Annotated in this window: 8 protein-coding genes, 2 tRNA genes and 3 rRNA genes; 2 read left to right on the top strand and 11 right to left on the bottom strand. The window is 59.8% G+C overall.

The features are described 5' to 3' along the window. Window positions 1–4: 4 nt before the first annotated feature. The 8 genes from XarjCFBP7645_RS12865 to tyrS form a co-directional block, all read right to left on the bottom strand. The gene (locus tag XarjCFBP7645_RS12865) at window positions 5–1,108 is read right to left on the bottom strand and encodes a DUF4380 domain-containing protein (protein ID WP_104537762.1); all 1,104 of its coding nucleotides are present in this window, start codon (window positions 1,106–1,108) and stop codon (window positions 5–7) included. Between the two features lie 184 nt (window positions 1,109–1,292). Next, window positions 1,293–2,108 (bottom strand): bifunctional DNA-formamidopyrimidine glycosylase/DNA-(apurinic or apyrimidinic site) lyase, encoded by an 816-nt coding sequence (gene mutM / locus XarjCFBP7645_RS12860; RefSeq protein ID WP_104537761.1) that lies wholly within the window; start codon window positions 2,106–2,108, stop codon window positions 1,293–1,295. A 232-nt stretch (window positions 2,109–2,340) separates the two neighbouring features. Further along, window positions 2,341–2,455, bottom strand: a 5S ribosomal RNA gene (gene rrf, locus XarjCFBP7645_RS12855). 112 nt (window positions 2,456–2,567) lie between these two features. Beyond that, window positions 2,568–5,448, bottom strand: a 23S ribosomal RNA gene (locus XarjCFBP7645_RS12850). A 227-nt stretch (window positions 5,449–5,675) separates the two neighbouring features. Then, window positions 5,676–5,752, bottom strand: a tRNA-Ile gene (locus tag XarjCFBP7645_RS12845). 19 nt (window positions 5,753–5,771) lie between these two features. Further along, window positions 5,772–5,847: transfer RNA gene (locus XarjCFBP7645_RS12840), tRNA-Ala, on the bottom strand. Window positions 5,848–5,939: 92 nt separating this feature from the next. Next, window positions 5,940–7,486 (bottom strand): 16S ribosomal RNA (locus tag XarjCFBP7645_RS12835). Together the 16S, 23S and 5S rRNA genes with 2 tRNA genes alongside form the textbook arrangement of a ribosomal RNA operon. 723 nt (window positions 7,487–8,209) lie before the next feature. Further along, entirely contained in the window at window positions 8,210–9,421 is a 1,212-nt protein-coding gene (gene tyrS, locus XarjCFBP7645_RS12830; RefSeq protein WP_104537934.1) for a tyrosine--tRNA ligase, read from the bottom strand. Window positions 9,422–9,591: 170 nt separating this feature from the next. On the opposite strand from tyrS, the gene XarjCFBP7645_RS12825 reads away from it, so the two are divergent. Together XarjCFBP7645_RS12825 and XarjCFBP7645_RS12820 are read left to right on the top strand one after the other, a co-directional pair. Next, window positions 9,592–11,010, top strand: a complete 1,419-nt coding sequence (locus tag XarjCFBP7645_RS12825) for a M23 family metallopeptidase (protein WP_104537760.1) — start codon at window positions 9,592–9,594, stop codon at window positions 11,008–11,010. Between the two features lie 278 nt (window positions 11,011–11,288). Continuing rightward, a complete protein-coding gene (locus XarjCFBP7645_RS12820; RefSeq protein WP_104537759.1) occupies window positions 11,289–12,431 on the top strand; it encodes an anhydro-N-acetylmuramic acid kinase in 1,143 nt (380 codons plus the stop codon). 89 nt (window positions 12,432–12,520) lie between these two features. Here XarjCFBP7645_RS12820 and XarjCFBP7645_RS12815 read toward each other — a convergent pair whose 3' ends face one another. The 3 genes from XarjCFBP7645_RS12815 to XarjCFBP7645_RS12805 form a co-directional block, all read right to left on the bottom strand. Then, window positions 12,521–12,748 carry a hypothetical protein gene (locus XarjCFBP7645_RS12815; protein ID WP_104537758.1) on the bottom strand — a complete coding sequence of 76 codons (228 nt, stop codon included), beginning with the start codon at window positions 12,746–12,748 and terminating at the stop codon, window positions 12,521–12,523. 72 nt (window positions 12,749–12,820) lie between these two features. After that, on the bottom strand, window positions 12,821–14,188 hold the full coding sequence (locus XarjCFBP7645_RS12810) for an AmpG family muropeptide MFS transporter (protein WP_104537757.1): 1,368 nt from the start codon (window positions 14,186–14,188) through the stop codon (window positions 12,821–12,823). Then, on the bottom strand, window positions 14,185–14,985 hold the full coding sequence (locus XarjCFBP7645_RS12805; RefSeq protein ID WP_104537756.1) for an exodeoxyribonuclease III: 801 nt from the start codon (window positions 14,983–14,985) through the stop codon (window positions 14,185–14,187). The genes XarjCFBP7645_RS12810 and XarjCFBP7645_RS12805 overlap by 4 nt, the downstream gene beginning before the upstream one ends. Window positions 14,986–15,065: the final 80 nt, after the last annotated feature.

Raw genomic sequence — 15,065 nt, 5'->3', positions numbered from 1 at the left:
CAGGTCAAGGCGCCGCAGAAGAAGGCGCACACGCATTGGTCAGCTGCAGCTCCTGCGCCTTGCTGCACAGGAACTGTTGTTGCGCCTGCTGCGCGTCGGGCCCGGGATAGCGCAGCAAGGTCCATTGCTCGCTCGCCTGCATGCGCTCGCCCGGCGCCAGCTGCCGGTACGGTGCGTGCACTTCCATTTCCAGCAGTCCGCGCTCGGGGTGCTGCGGCGGCGCGTCCAGGTACAGCTCCACCTGCCCTTGCTCCGGATGGATCGCAGACAGCGGCTGATGCGCAAAGCGGATCACCAGCACCTGGTCGCCCGCAAAGCCCGCCATCCAGCCTGCCGAAGGCTGCAACAACACTTTGCCGCGCTGAATCAGACCGTCCTGTCGTGCATCGGCACGCAATGCAAACACACCGCCTTGATGCCGGTAGGTCGGCGCAACCGTGCCGGCCTCGGTCGGCGGCTGAACACGGACATCAGCTGCATTGGCCACCGGTACGAATACACGCGTGCCCGCGGCGACCCGCGTGTTGAACCACAGATCCCAGGCGATCGGCTCCTTGCGAATATTCCGAGCGATTGCTTCCACCTCGACGGTATCGGCACGCGTGGATGAAAGAGCCACCCGCTTGCGTAGCTGCACGCCGGTGACTGGACTAGGCACGCCTTCCAGGATCAGTTGATCGCCACTACGTGTGACTGCACGTGTGGTTGCCAACGACAGATACGGATCCGGTGGCCAAACCGCGGTGGCCGCCTTGCGTGTCGGGTTGACCTGTTGGTGCATCCACCACTGACTCTGCGGCCCCACCCAGACATCGTGGCCGAGGTACGGGATATCGCCGGCAGTCGCGGATACTTCTGGCGCGGGCTGCTGATCAACCGCCTCACCCGTCTTCAACACGTTGGGGTGTCCACGCAAATTGAAGGACAGCACGCGCCCACCGAACGCGGGCGTAGCACTGAGTTCAACAACCCCGTTGTGCAACTGGATGCGCTCAACTGCAGGTTTGGTGTTGGACGCAAGCTCATCCGCGCATGCGCCTGTTGCCAGCGGCAACGCTGATGCACCCACAAGCATGATCGGCATAAAGTAGCGCAGTGAGGCAGGCATGGACGACTCCAATCGCAGGACGTCACGATTGTGGCGCGATGCACGGCAACGCACCATTAAGCAATCGGCCACTGCGGCTCTAAGCGCGCCGTTTGCTGTTATCCGAGGGCTACTGGCCAGCGGTCGTCACTGATCCAGAACTGGAGGTTGGTGTTTCGATCAGTGTGGGTCACGTGGCCGGCATTCAACGCTGGCAATTGCTGCACCACACCGTCGCGCGTTGCCCGATCGTGGCGTGTTTCAACACACGTCCACACTGCTTGCAGGTTTCACCCTCGCGCCCATACACCGTGAGTTCCTGCTCGAAGTAACCGGGCGCCCCGTCCGGGCTGATGAAATCGCGCAGCGTGGTTCCGCCGCGCTGGATGGCGTAGCCGAGGATATCTTTCACTGCTGTGGCCAGGCGCCGATAACGTTCCAATGACACCTTCCCGGCTTCGCGTAATGGGCTGATTCCCGCACGATGCAGGCTTTCTGCCGCATAGATGTTTCCCACGCCGACGACAACGGCCTGATCCATCAGAAAGGTTTTCACCGCCGCGCGCCGGCCACGCGCCAGCGCATGCAGATAATCGCCAGTAAATGTATCCGATAATGGTTCCGGGCCAAGTGCTGCCAGCAGATCATGCACGTGTGCATTGTTCTGCCATAGCAGGCAACCGAACCGACGCGGATCGTTGAAGCGCAGGACACGGCCATTCTGCAGGCTGATATCCACATGATCGTGCGCTCGCGGCGGCGTATCGCCGGGTAATACGCGCAGACTTCCGGACATTCCAAGATGCAGCAGCACGCTGCCGCCGGCATCGGTATCGATCAACAGGTATTTGGCCCGGCGACGTACATCGGTAATGGTCGCGTTTGGCAACAAGCGCTCGATCTGTTCTGGGATGGGCCAGCGTAGGTCGGGACGCCGCAGGATGACGCCATGGATGCGTTGGCCGACCAGATGCGGTGCCAGGCCACGCAAGGTAGTTTCGACTTCGGGCAGCTCGGGCATGCAGGTCTCCAATCATCCAGGCCGGCGGTACGCCGGCACGGATCAATATGGTGGCCAACGGCAGTAAATCCAGCTCGTTGCCCCAGCGGCGTTGCGGTGCCGGGCGTGCGCTTTGGGCATCCGAGACCTGTAGTGAGATTAGGACGTTTGGCCTTTGATGTGTCTTTTCGCAGCCAAATGTCGCGCAAAAAGAAACCCCCCATCCTGTTGGATGGAGGGTTTCGGGTAAAGCCCCTGGCGATGACCTACTCTCGCATGGCTTGAGCCACACTACCATCGGCGCAGCTGCGTTTCACTTCCGAGTTCGGGATGGGATCGGGTGGTTCCACAGCGCTAATTTCACCAGGGAGACGGTTGGAGCAGCGCTTCACAGCGCTCGTCTCGCATAGGTAACTTGTGACGTAGCTTGCGTTTGGTGATCTACCAACGTTCGTTGGGACCAAGGCAACTTGAGGTTATATGGTCAAGCCGCACGGATCATTAGTATCAGTTAGCTCAATACATTGCTGTACTTACACACCTGACCTATCAACCACATAGTCTATATGGTTCCTTTAGGGGGCTTGTGCCCCGGGAAGTCTCATCTTGAGGCGCGCTTCCCGCTTAGATGCTTTCAGCGGTTATCGCTTCCGAACATAGCTACCCGGCAATGCCACTGGCGTGACAACCGGAACACCAGAGGTTCGTCCACTCCGGTCCTCTCGTACTAGGAGCAGCCCCTCTCAAACTTCCAACGCCCATGGCAGATAGGGACCGAACTGTCTCACGACGTTCTGAACCCAGCTCGCGTACCACTTTAAATGGCGAACAGCCATACCCTTGGGACCGACTACAGCCCCAGGATGTGATGAGCCGACATCGAGGTGCCAAACACCGCCGTCGATATGAACTCTTGGGCGGTATCAGCCTGTTATCCCCGGAGTACCTTTTATCCGTTGAGCGATGGCCCTTCCATACAGAACCACCGGATCACTAAGACCTACTTTCGTACCTGCTTGATCCGTCGATCTTGCAGTCAAGCACGCTTATGCCTTTGCACACAGTGCGCGATGTCCGACCGCGCTGAGCGTACCTTCGTGCTCCTCCGTTACTCTTTAGGAGGAGACCGCCCCAGTCAAACTACCCACCATACACGGTCCCTGATCCGGATAACGGATCTAGGTTAGAACGTCAAGCACGACAGGGTGGTATTTCAAGGATGGCTCCACTGCAGCTAGCGCCACAGTTTCATAGCCTCCCACCTATCCTACACAGACGAACTCAACGTTCAGTGTAAAGCTATAGTAAAGGTTCACGGGGTCTTTCCGTCTTGCCACGGGAACGCTGCATCTTCACAGCGATTTCAATTTCACTGAGTCTCGGGTGGAGACAGCGCCGCTGTCGTTACGCCATTCGTGCAGGTCGGAACTTACCCGACAAGGAATTTCGCTACCTTAGGACCGTTATAGTTACGGCCGCCGTTTACTGGGGCTTCGATCAAGAGCTTCGCCTTGCGGCTGACCCCATCAATTAACCTTCCAGCACCGGGCAGGCGTCACACCCTATACGTCCACTTTCGTGTTTGCAGAGTGCTGTGTTTTTGATAAACAGTCGCAGCGGCCTGGTTTCTGCGACCCTCTTCAGCTATAGCTCGCATGAGCCACCAAAAAGGGTGCACCTTCTCCCGAAGTTACGGTGCCATGTTGCCTAGTTCCTTCACCCGAGTTCTCTCAAGCGCCTGAGAATTCTCATCCTACCCACCTGTGTCGGTTTACGGTACGGTCTTCGTGAGCTGAAGCTTAGGAGCTTTTCCTGGAAGCGTGGTATCAGTGACTTCGCCATAAAGGCTCGTCTCGGTGCTCGGTCTTAAAGGATCCCGGATTTGCCAAAGATCCAAACCTACCGCCTTTCCCCGGGACAACCAACGCCCGGTACACCTAACCTTCTCCGTCCCTCCATCGCACTCACGCGAGGTGCAGGAATATTAACCTGCTTCCCATCGACTACGGCTTTCGCCCTCGCCTTAGGGACCGACTAACCCTGCGTCGATTAACGTTGCGCAAGGAAACCTTGGGCTTTCGGCGTGCGGGCTTTTCACCCGCATTATCGTTACTCATGTCAGCATTCGCACTTCCGATACCTCCAGCAGACTTCTCAATCCACCTTCGCAGGCTTACGGAACGCTCCTCTACCGCGCATAAAACAAGTTTTATGCACCCCAAGCTTCGGTTCACTGCTTAGCCCCGTTAAATCTTCCGCGCAGACCGACTCGACCAGTGAGCTATTACGCTTTCTTTAAAGGGTGGCTGCTTCTAAGCCAACCTCCTGGCTGTCTATGCCTTTCCACATCGTTTTCCACTTAGCAGTGAATTTGGGACCTTAGCTGTGGGTCTGGGTTGTTTCCCTTTTCACGACGGACGTTAGCACCCGCCGTGTGTCTCCCGGATAGTACGTACTGGTATTCGGAGTTTGCAATGGTTTGGTAAGTCGCGATGACCCCCTAGCCATAACAGTGCTCTACCCCCAGTAGTATTCGTCCGAGGCGCTACCTAAATAGCTTTCGAGGAGAACCAGCTATCTCCGGGTTCGATTAGCTTTTCACTCCTAATCACAGCTCATCCCCGTCTTTTGCAACAGACGTGGGTTCGGGCCTCCAGTACCTGTTACGGCACCTTCACCCTGGCCATGACTAGATCACCCGGTTTCGGGTCTACTGCCCGCGACTATGCGCCCTTATCAGACTCGGTTTCCCTTCGCCTCCCCTATACGGTTAAGCTTGCCACGAACAGTAAGTCGCTGACCCATTATACAAAAGGTACGCAGTCACTCTTGCGAGCTCCTACTGCTTGTACGCACACGGTTTCAGGATCTATTTCACTCCCCTCTCCGGGGTTCTTTTCGCCTTTCCCTCACGGTACTGGTTCACTATCGGTCGGTCAGGAGTATTTAGCCTTGGAGGATGGTCCCCCCATATTCAGACAGGGTTTCACGTGCCCCGCCCTACTCGTCTTCACTGGAGTGGCCCTTTTAAATACAGGGCTATCACCTTCTATGGCCAATCTTTCCAGATTGTTTTTCTAAAGCCATTCCAGCTTAAGGGCTGCTCCCCGTTCGCTCGTCACTACTTAGGGAATCTCGGTTGATTTCTTTTCCTCCGGTTACTTAGATATTTCAGTTCACCGGGTTCGCTTCCAGCAGCTATGAATTCACTGCAGGATACTGCCGAAGCAGTGGGTTTCCCCATTCGGATATTGCCGGATCAAAGCTTGTTGCCAGCTCCCCGACACTTTTCGCAGGCTACCACGTCCTTCATCGCCTCTGACCGCCTAGGCATCCACCGTGTGCGCTTATTCGCTTGACCATATAACCCCAAGTTGCCTCGGAGCTACATGCCGTGTTGTGTGGGGTACAAAGCCACCAACGCGAACATACGACTCAATTATTTAGGGACTCGAAGTCCCCGCCTTAGCCTCAACGACACGTTTAGATAGATATCTCAAACGCTCGCTACGTCACAAGTTATAAAAGAACATGTATCAGCCTCAACGCTGATCCATATAAATTCTTAAGTGTGCACTACATTCAGAGTGGTGGGTCTGGGTAGACTCGAACTACCGACCTCACCCTTATCAGGGGTGCGCTCTAACCACCTGAGCTACAGACCCGAAGTCTTTTCACTCACTATGGTGGAGCCTGTCGGGATCGAACCGACGACCCCCTGCTTGCAAAGCAGGCGCTCTCCCAGCTGAGCTAAGGCCCCAAAAGGGACTTCGCATACCAGCCTGTGCCGGTATGAATCTCTGAATGCAGGTAATTTGTGAGGACGCCCGCAAGACGATGACGTCATGCTCAAAAGGAGGTGATCCAGCCGCACCTTCCGATACGGCTACCTTGTTACGACTTCACCCCAGTCATCGGCCACACCGTGGCAAGCGCCCTCCCGAAGGTTAAGCTACCTGCTTCTGGTGCAACAAACTCCCATGGTGTGACGGGCGGTGTGTACAAGGCCCGGGAACGTATTCACCGCAGCAATGCTGATCTGCGATTACTAGCGATTCCGACTTCATGGAGTCGAGTTGCAGACTCCAATCCGGACTGAGATAGGGTTTCTGGGATTGGCTTACCCTCGCGGGTTTGCAGCCCTCTGTCCTTACCATTGTAGTACGTGTGTAGCCCTGGTCGTAAGGGCCATGATGACTTGACGTCATCCCCACCTTCCTCCGGTTTGTCACCGGCGGTCTCCTTAGAGTTCCCACCATTACGTGCTGGCAACTAAGGACAAGGGTTGCGCTCGTTGCGGGACTTAACCCAACATCTCACGACACGAGCTGACGACAGCCATGCAGCACCTGTCTCACGGTTCCCGAAGGCACCAATCCATCTCTGGAAAGTTCCGTGGATGTCAAGACCAGGTAAGGTTCTTCGCGTTGCATCGAATTAAACCACATACTCCACCGCTTGTGCGGGCCCCCGTCAATTCCTTTGAGTTTCAGTCTTGCGACCGTACTCCCCAGGCGGCGAACTTAACGCGTTAGCTTCGATACTGCGTGCCAAATTGCACCCAACATCCAGTTCGCATCGTTTAGGGCGTGGACTACCAGGGTATCTAATCCTGTTTGCTCCCCACGCTTTCGTGCCTCAGTGTCAGTGTTGGTCCAGGTAGCCGCCTTCGCCACGGATGTTCCTCCCGATCTCTACGCATTTCACTGCTACACCGGGAATTCCGCTACCCTCTACCACACTCTAGTGACCCAGTATCCACTGCAATTCCCAGGTTGAGCCCAGGGCTTTCACAACAGACTTAAACCACCACCTACGCACGCTTTACGCCCAGTAATTCCGAGTAACGCTTGCACCCTTCGTATTACCGCGGCTGCTGGCACGAAGTTAGCCGGTGCTTATTCTTTGGGTACCGTCAGAACAATCGGGTATTAACCGACTGCTTTTCTTTCCCAACAAAAGGGCTTTACAACCCGAAGGCCTTCTTCACCCACGCGGCATGGCTGGATCAGGCTTGCGCCCATTGTCCAATATTCCCCACTGCTGCCTCCCGTAGGAGTCTGGACCGTGTCTCAGTTCCAGTGTGGCTGATCATCCTCTCAGACCAGCTACGGATCGTCGCCTTGGTGGGCCTTTACCCCGCCAACTAGCTAATCCGACATCGGCTCATTCAATCGCGCGAAGCCCGAAGGTCCTCCGCTTTCACCCGTAGGTCGTATGCGGTATTAGCGTAAGTTTCCCTACGTTATCCCCCACGAAAGAGTAGATTCCGATGTATTCCTCACCCGTCCGCCACTCGCCACCCATAAGAGCAAGCTCTTACTGTGCTGCCGTTCGACTTGCATGTGTTAGGCCTGCCGCCAGCGTTCACTCTGAGCCAGGATCAAACTCTTCACTTAAAATTACATGCCCGAAGGCAAATTACTTTAGCTGCAGAAGTTCAACCACTGGCAACTTATCGCTTGCAAAGCAATTAATATGTTGCATTTTGATTAAACGTCTGCAAGATGGACAATCATCCTTCCTGCAGGCGTCCGCACAAATTACCTGCGCACACTGTCAAAGAACATTGGGAAGTGGCCTCAGCGCCGTTCCCGTCAGCTTCGTCGTTTCCGTCGAAGCGAGCCGCCCATTATAGCGGACTTTTTCTTGCCGTCAACACCTCATTTCGAGGCGATTGACGCTGCTTCGTTTCGACCCGAAGGTTTTCTGCGAAGCGAGCCGGCCATATTAGCAGGCTTTTCATCTTCGTCAACCCCTCGTGAAGAGGAAGTTGCCGCCGCTGCACCTCAATCCGCCGTAGCGTCTTTCCGTGTAGCGAGCCGCTCATCATAGCCGGCTTTTTCGTTTCGTCAACACCCTAAATCAGGGAATTTTCGAACCCTTTCCGCTCTGGTTCCGCGTTTGCGGGGCCGTTGCGTCGGGGGAGGCGAACTATAGGCCCAACCGAAGAGTTTGGGAAGGGTTTTGTGAAAAAATTTTCACGATTTTCTTCTCGGCCGCAGTGGCATGTCCTTACAGTGCACCACGGCAAGCCGCCGATCCAATTCAGACGTTGCGCGCCTCTATATAGATGTCATCGCACAGCGGAACTTGCCGCCGTGCAGCAACCCTGCGGCTGATCAGCCGCTGATCAGCGCCACGCGGGCGAAATTGCGTTTACCCACCTGGATGACACCTTCAAAACCTGGCCCGAATTGGCGCGCCGGATCTTCGACCACTTCACCATCGATCTTGACCGCCCGCTCCTTGAGCTTGCGCGTAGCTTCCGAATTACTCGGCGTCAGGCCGGCTGCGGTAAGCAGGCTTGCGATGCGCAGACCTTCGGCGGGTACAGCGACCTCCTGCAGCGGCAGCAGGCTGGTATCGCCCTGCCCTGTCACTACCGCGTGCCAGCCGGCGATGGCCTGCTCTGCAGTAGCAGCGTCGTGGAAACGTGCGGTGAGTTCGCGCGCCAGCCGCAATTTGACCTCACGCGGGTGCAGTTCGCCCGAGGCGACCTGGGCCTTCAGCCGCTCTGCTTCGGCCACGCTAATGTCGAAAGACAGCAGATCGATCCAGCGCCAGGTCAGCTCGTCGCCGATCTTCATGGTCTTGGTGACGATGTCGATGGCCGGCTCGTTGATGCCGATGTAGTTGCCCAGCGACTTGGACATCTTGGCCACGCCGTCCAAGCCTTCCAGCAGCGGCATGGTCAACACGACCTGCGGCGCCTGGCCGTAGTGCTCCTGCAGGCCACGGCCCATCAACAGGTTGAACTTCTGGTCGGTACCGCCCAATTCGACATCCGCCTTCAGGGCGACCGAATCGTAGCCCTGGACCAGCGGATACAGGAACTCGTGGATGGCGATCGGCTGCTGGCCGTTGAAGCGCTTGGCGAAGTCGTCGCGCTCGAGCATGCGCGCCACCGTGTGCTGCGCGGACAGCTTGATCATGTCCGCCGCGCTCATCTGGCCGAACCACTCGGAGTTAAAGCGCACCTCGGTGCGTTCGCGGTCCAGAATCTTGAAGACCTGCTCCTCGTAGGTGCGCGCGTTGGCCAGCACATCGTCGCGGCTAAGCGGCTTGCGGGTGACGTTCTTGCCGCTCGGGTCGCCGATCATGCCGGTGAAGTCACCGATCAGGAAGATCACCTGGTGCCCGAGCTGCTGGAACTGCCGCATCTTGTTGAGCAGGACGGTGTGGCCCAGATGCAGATCCGGCGCGGTGGGATCGAACCCCGCCTTCACCCGCAATGGCACGCCTGATTTCAGCCGCGCTTCGAGCTGATCGAGCTTGAGGATCTCCTCGGTGCCGCGACCGATGAGTGCGAGGGATTCTTCGAGAGTGGCCAACCACAAACTCCAGCGGCATTTGCCGTCAACAACGTGAACGATGTTAAACGCAGGTTAATTCCGCGCCAAATGAAAATAGCGAACAGGCTCAATGGTTTGACGCGCTGTTACAGGCTGTCTATGGTACCGGCGATTGGGCTCGTACTTCGAGCCAGCGAGGAATTTGAACGATGCAGAACTCAGAGCAGGGCCGTGCACGCAAGCAGCGCTTTCACGAGCGCCTCCACGTCCTCCACGACACTGCCCTGCATCGCAAGCTCAAGGCGCATCTTCCGGCGGCCTTCAACGACCAATGGACGCGCCGTCATTGGATCCATGCGAGCCTGTTCGCGACCATTGGTGCGCTGGTGGCCACGATCGTGCCGGGCTTCTCCAATGCCATCGATACCCCGCTGTCCAGTCATTCCACGCTGGCCCTGCCGCTGCCGCCGTTGGTTCCGAGCCGCAAGCAGCTGGCGCCGAGCACCGATTGGGAAATTCTGCAGGTCAAATCAGGGCAGACGCTGAGCACCTTGTTCGGCGAGTTGGGAATCCCGACCACGGTGATGTACCAGGTGCTGGCGCATCCGGGCACCAAGGAGGCGCTGACCAAGCTGCGTCCTGGCGCCGAGCTCGCCTTCGATATGCCCACGCCGGGCGAACTGCGCGCATTGCGCTTCGACCGCGACGACAGCCACCGTGTGGAGTTGCGCCTGCTGGGCGACAGCGTGCGCGAGAACGTCACCGAGCGGGCCACGACCACGCGCACGGTGGTGGCAAGCGGGGAAATCAGTAGCTCCCTGTACGCCTCGGCCGGCAAGTCGGGGCTGTCGCCGGCGGCGGTGGCGACCATGACCGACGAGATCTTCAAGTACGACATCGACTTCGACAAGGATCTGCAGCCGGGCGATCGTTTCAGCGTGGTGATGGACGAGACCTGGCGCGAGGGCGAGCGGATCAATACCGGCGACATCCTGGCGGCGACCTTTACCACCGGCGGCAAGACCTACACCGGTTTCCGCTTCGAGCGTGCCGGCAAGCCGGCCGAGTATTTCGACATCACCGGCCGGCCGTTGAAGAAGAGCTTCATCCGGATGCCGGTGGCTTACAGCCGCATCAGCTCGACCTTTGGCGCACGCAAGCATCCGGTGCTGGGCACGATGCGCATGCACAAGGGTGTGGACTACGCGGCAGCGTCGGGCACGCCGATCATGGCCGCTGGTGACGCGCGGGTGGTGTTCGTCGGGACCCAGCGCGGCTACGGCAATGTGGTGGTCCTGGACCACGGCAAGAACTTCAGCACGCTGTACGGGCACATGTCGCGCTTCGGGAAGATCAAGGCCGGCCAGCGCATCAACCAGGGAACGGTGATCGGCTATGTCGGCATGACCGGCCTGGCGACCGGCCCGCATCTGCACTACGAGTTCCGCGTCGCCGGGCAGCAGCGCAACCCGATGTCGGTGACCATGCCGCCGCCCGAGCCATTGCAGGGCGCCGAGCTGGCCGCGTTCCGCGCGCAGACGGCGCCGGCGCTGGCGCGTATCGAAGGCATGGAGAAGTTGATCTACGCCGACGCCGGCAAGCCTGCCAAGGGCAAGCCACGCGGTTGAGTGGGTGCGGCTGACTCGCCGCCGGCCTGGCGCTCGCCGATCGGACGGCTGTGCACCGGTTCGCGAAGCGGTATTTAGCTTACGCGTCGCCGCCGCTGGCGCAGGATTCCTGCCAGCGGCGAGTGGAAGCCGTGGTGCCGAGACGACAGTCGGCACCGTGAATGGAGCGCTTGCCTGGCGAGCGCATCGTCGATCATTCAACCGCGATGCGTGCAGGGCCGGTTGACTCTCCCACCCTGGCTGCACAAGCTGCACGACCACTGGCAACTGGCTCTGGCATGCCTGCTCCGGAACACCTGGAATCCCCGCTCTACCTTGGCCTGATGTCGGGCACCAGCGCCGATGGCATCGATGCCGCGCTGGTGCGCTTCGCCGACGACAGCCATCGCCGCTGCGAACTGGTTGCCGGCACGACGGTGGCCTGGGAGCCGCAGCTGCGCGAAACGCTGGTGATGCTGGGCCAGGGCGCCGAGCTGATCGCCATCGATGCGCTCGGGCAACTGGATGCGCAGGTGGGGCTGGCGTTTGCGTCCGCGGCCAATCAACTGATCCGCGACAGCGGCATCGCGCGTGCGCAGGTTCGCGCAATCGGTTCGCACGGACAGACCATTCGGCATCGACCCAAGGCCGATCCGGCCTTCACCTGGCAGATCGGCGATGCCAGCCGGATCGCCGAGCACACCGGCATCACCACGGTAGCCGATTTCCGCCGGCGCGATGTGGCCGCCGGCGGTCAGGGCGCGCCGCTGATGCCGGCCTTCCATCTGGCCATGCTGGGCGCGGGCGACGAAGACCGCGCGATGCTCAATCTGGGCGGCATCGGCAACCTGACGCTGATCCCGCGCGATGGCGCGGTGCGGGGCTTCGATACCGGCCCGGCCAATGCGTTGCTGGACAGCTGGTGCCAGCGGCATCAAGGCACGTCGTTCGATGCCGATGGCGCGTTTGCCGCCAGCGGGCGAGTCGATACGGCGCTGCTGCAGGCATTGCTGGCCGACCCGTGGTTTGCGCTGGCGCCGCCCAAGAGCACCGGACGCGAGCAATTCCATCTGGACTGGGCGATGCAGGCGATGCGGTCGCTGGGAGACGTGGCGCTGTGCGCGGCCGATGTACAGGCAACCCTGCTCGAACTGACCGCGGCCAGCGTCGCCGACGCGTTGCTGCGGCTGCAGCCCGATACCCGCCGGGTGCTGGTGTGCGGTGGCGGGGTGCGCAATCCGGTGTTGATGGCACGACTGGCGGCGCGATTGCCGGGCGTGGTGGTGGAATCCAGCGCGCGGCATGGGCTGGATCCGGACTATCTGGAAGCAATGGGGTTTGCGTGGTTGGCCGCGGAGCTGCTCGCAGGCCGTGCAGCCAATCTACCGTCGGTAACCGGGGCGGCCGGGGCGCGGTTGCTGGGAGCGATCCATCCGGCGTGAGCGGCCTGGATCGGCTCGATCATCCGCATTCGTAACATCCTCGCGCCTAATGGATTCGCACGCGAAGCGCTGGCCGACCGTTTTCAGTGCTACGGACCATTTCCTGCCGGTAGCGCCTTGAGCGCGGCAATCGCTTCGGCCAGGGCATCGACTTCCGGGTGTTGCAGGCCGCCGGTGACTTCGTATTCGCTGGCGAACAGGCCCTGTTCGAGCAGATGCATCACGGTCTGGTGCTGGGTCCAGCCGCGTGCGACGGAGATGCGACGGATCCTGTCCACCAGCAATGGATCGATGTCCCGCAACACCAGATCGGTCATGCCTACTCCCTATTCGCAAGGTTCCCGGCGCGTTGGATGATCATCCCGCAGCGCCTGGGCCACCTGCAACCGTCAAGCTGCGGCAGTGTGCCGGCGCTGCTGCAGGATAAGCATCCCGCACAGGATCACTACGGGGATCGCAACCAGCGCTGTCCCGACGAAGAACAAGGCATACCCTTCCAGCAGGGTTCGTCCCTGTGACAATGCCTGGACCGACCAGCCCGAGAAGCCTTTCAGCGCCTTGCCCGGCATGGCATAGAACGAGCTCAGTAAAGCGTACTGAGTTGCGGTATAGCCAAAACTCGTGAGGCTGGACATGTAGGCGATCAGCGCGGTTCCGGCAAAGCCGTTGGCGAAGTTATCGATTGCCATCGCCACTGCAAATTTGCTTGTGTCCGGCCCGACATAGGCCAGCCATGCAAATGCCAGATTCGAACAGGGACCCAATACTGCACCAGCCATCAAGGTCGCAAGCACTCCCCAACGCACCGAGACCAGACCGGCCGCTGCAATGCCGACGAACGTGGCAACCAGACCCACCGAGCCACGGATGGCACCGACGGTATCCTCGGACAAGCCGAGGTCGACGTAGAATGGGTTGGCCATCGGCCCCATCACGAAATCGGCCATGCGATAGACGCTGATGGCTACCAGGATCAGGATTGCGCCACTGCGGTGCTCACGAATGAAGGCGAGAAAGGGCCCGGCGATGGCGTCGAACAGCCCCCGCGGCGTCCATAGCGACGCAGCCTGCGTTTGTACGGCGATGACTTCGCGAGCCGGCTCACCTGCCATCGTTACGGCGATCACACCCAGCACCATCAGCGCTGCCATGACTTCATACGACACTTGCCAGCCGACGCGTGCGGCGATGATCAGGATCAGCGCATCGGTGACTAACAGGGCCGAGCGATAGCCTAGTGCCGACGCAGAGGTCAGCAGGCCGAGTTGCTCACTATTGTCGGCACTTTCAATGCGCCACGCGTCGATGACGATGTCCTGGGTAGCGGAGGCAAAGGCAACCACCACCGCCATTACGCCGAACACCACCAAGTGTTCCCAGGCGACGCCCATCACCAGTATCTGGCCGCCCTTGGGCTGGACCAGCGCCATGCCAACCAGGCCCGTCGCCACGACCGCCTGCGATAGCAGCATCCAGCCGCGGCGGCGTCCCAATCGGCCCAGCAGCGGCACGTCCGTCTTGTCGACAATCGGTGCCCATAAGAACTTCATGGTGTAAGCCAGGCCTACCCAGGACAGGAAACCGATCGTGTCCAGCTCGATGCCTTGCTTGCGCATCCAGAAGCCGAGCGTGTTGCCAACCAGATACAACGGCAGACCGGAACTGAAGCCCAGCAGCAGCATCGCCAGCACTTTGCGCTGGCGCAGGTTAGTCAGTACTTGCTGCCAGCGCCGACGTGGCTTGGTGACCTGACTCACTCGGCGTAATCCACGAGGTACGGCGCGTGGTCGGAGAAGCGCTGCTCGCGGTAGATGGAGCAGGCCTTCACCTTGTCGCGCAGGCCGGGGGTGACCAGTTGGTAGTCGATGCGCCAACCGACATTGTTGGTGCGCGCCGCGCCGCGGTTGCTCCACCAGGTGTAGTCCTGGCCCTGGGGATGCAGCACGCGGTAGGTATCGACCCAGCCGCGGCCGCTGGCGGCGCTGGCGTCTTCCAGCGCATCGGCGCACAGGCCGTTCAGCCAGTCGCGCTCGGGCGGCAGGCAGCCGGAATTCTTCTGGTTGGATTTCCAGTTCTTGATGTCCAGCGCCGAGCGCACGATGTTCCAGTCGCCGCACAGCACGTACTGCCGGCCGCTGGCCAGCCACTGCTCCAGGATCGGCCGCAGCCATTCCATCACCTGGAACTTGTAGCCCTGGCGCAACTCGCCCGACGAGCCGGACGGGATATAGAAGGACACCACGCTCAGGTTGCCGAAGCGCGCTTCGACATAGCGGCCTTCCTCGTCGAACTCCGGCCAGCCCAGCGCGGTGCGCACGTCATCGGGTTCGCGCCTGCTGTAGATGGCCACGCCGCTGTAGCCCTTCTTGGTGCTGGCGTCGCGGAACCAGGCCTTGTAGCCGCTGGGCAGGAACTCGGGGCCGGCCAGCTGATGCTCCTGGGCCTTGGTTTCCTGCACGCACAGCACGTCGGCGTCCTGGTCGGCAAACCACTCGAAGAAACCCTTGGTGACGGCCGAGCGCAGGCCGTTGGCGTTGAAACTGATGATGCGCATGGATGAAGAGCCGGGATTCGGGAATGGGGATTGGAGATTCGTGAAAGCGTACCGCATCAGCGGATGCAGCAAGGCGCGAC

Origin of the sequence: Xanthomonas arboricola (assembly GCF_002940665.1) — a bacterium.
GTDB lineage: Bacteria > Pseudomonadota > Gammaproteobacteria > Xanthomonadales > Xanthomonadaceae > Xanthomonas > Xanthomonas arboricola_B.
Note: the sequence above shows the minus strand (reverse complement) of the source record. Positions and strands in the feature narration are given on the sequence as shown.

Bases quoted from the DNA above. Each gene is read 5' to 3' on its own strand.
- XarjCFBP7645_RS12865 (WP_104537762.1), bottom strand. From the start codon at position 1,108: ATGCCTGCCTCACTGCGCTACTTTATGCCGATCATGCTTGTGGGTGCA.
- mutM (WP_104537761.1), bottom strand. From the start codon at position 2,108: ATGCCCGAGCTGCCCGAAGTCGAAACTACCTTGCGTGGCCTGGCACCG.
- XarjCFBP7645_RS12825 (WP_104537760.1), top strand. From the start codon at position 9,592: ATGCAGAACTCAGAGCAGGGCCGTGCACGCAAGCAGCGCTTTCACGAG.
- XarjCFBP7645_RS12820 (WP_104537759.1), top strand. From the start codon at position 11,289: ATGCCTGCTCCGGAACACCTGGAATCCCCGCTCTACCTTGGCCTGATG.
- XarjCFBP7645_RS12815 (WP_104537758.1), bottom strand. From the start codon at position 12,748: ATGACCGATCTGGTGTTGCGGGACATCGATCCATTGCTGGTGGACAGG.
- XarjCFBP7645_RS12805 (WP_104537756.1), bottom strand. From the start codon at position 14,985: ATGCGCATCATCAGTTTCAACGCCAACGGCCTGCGCTCGGCCGTCACC.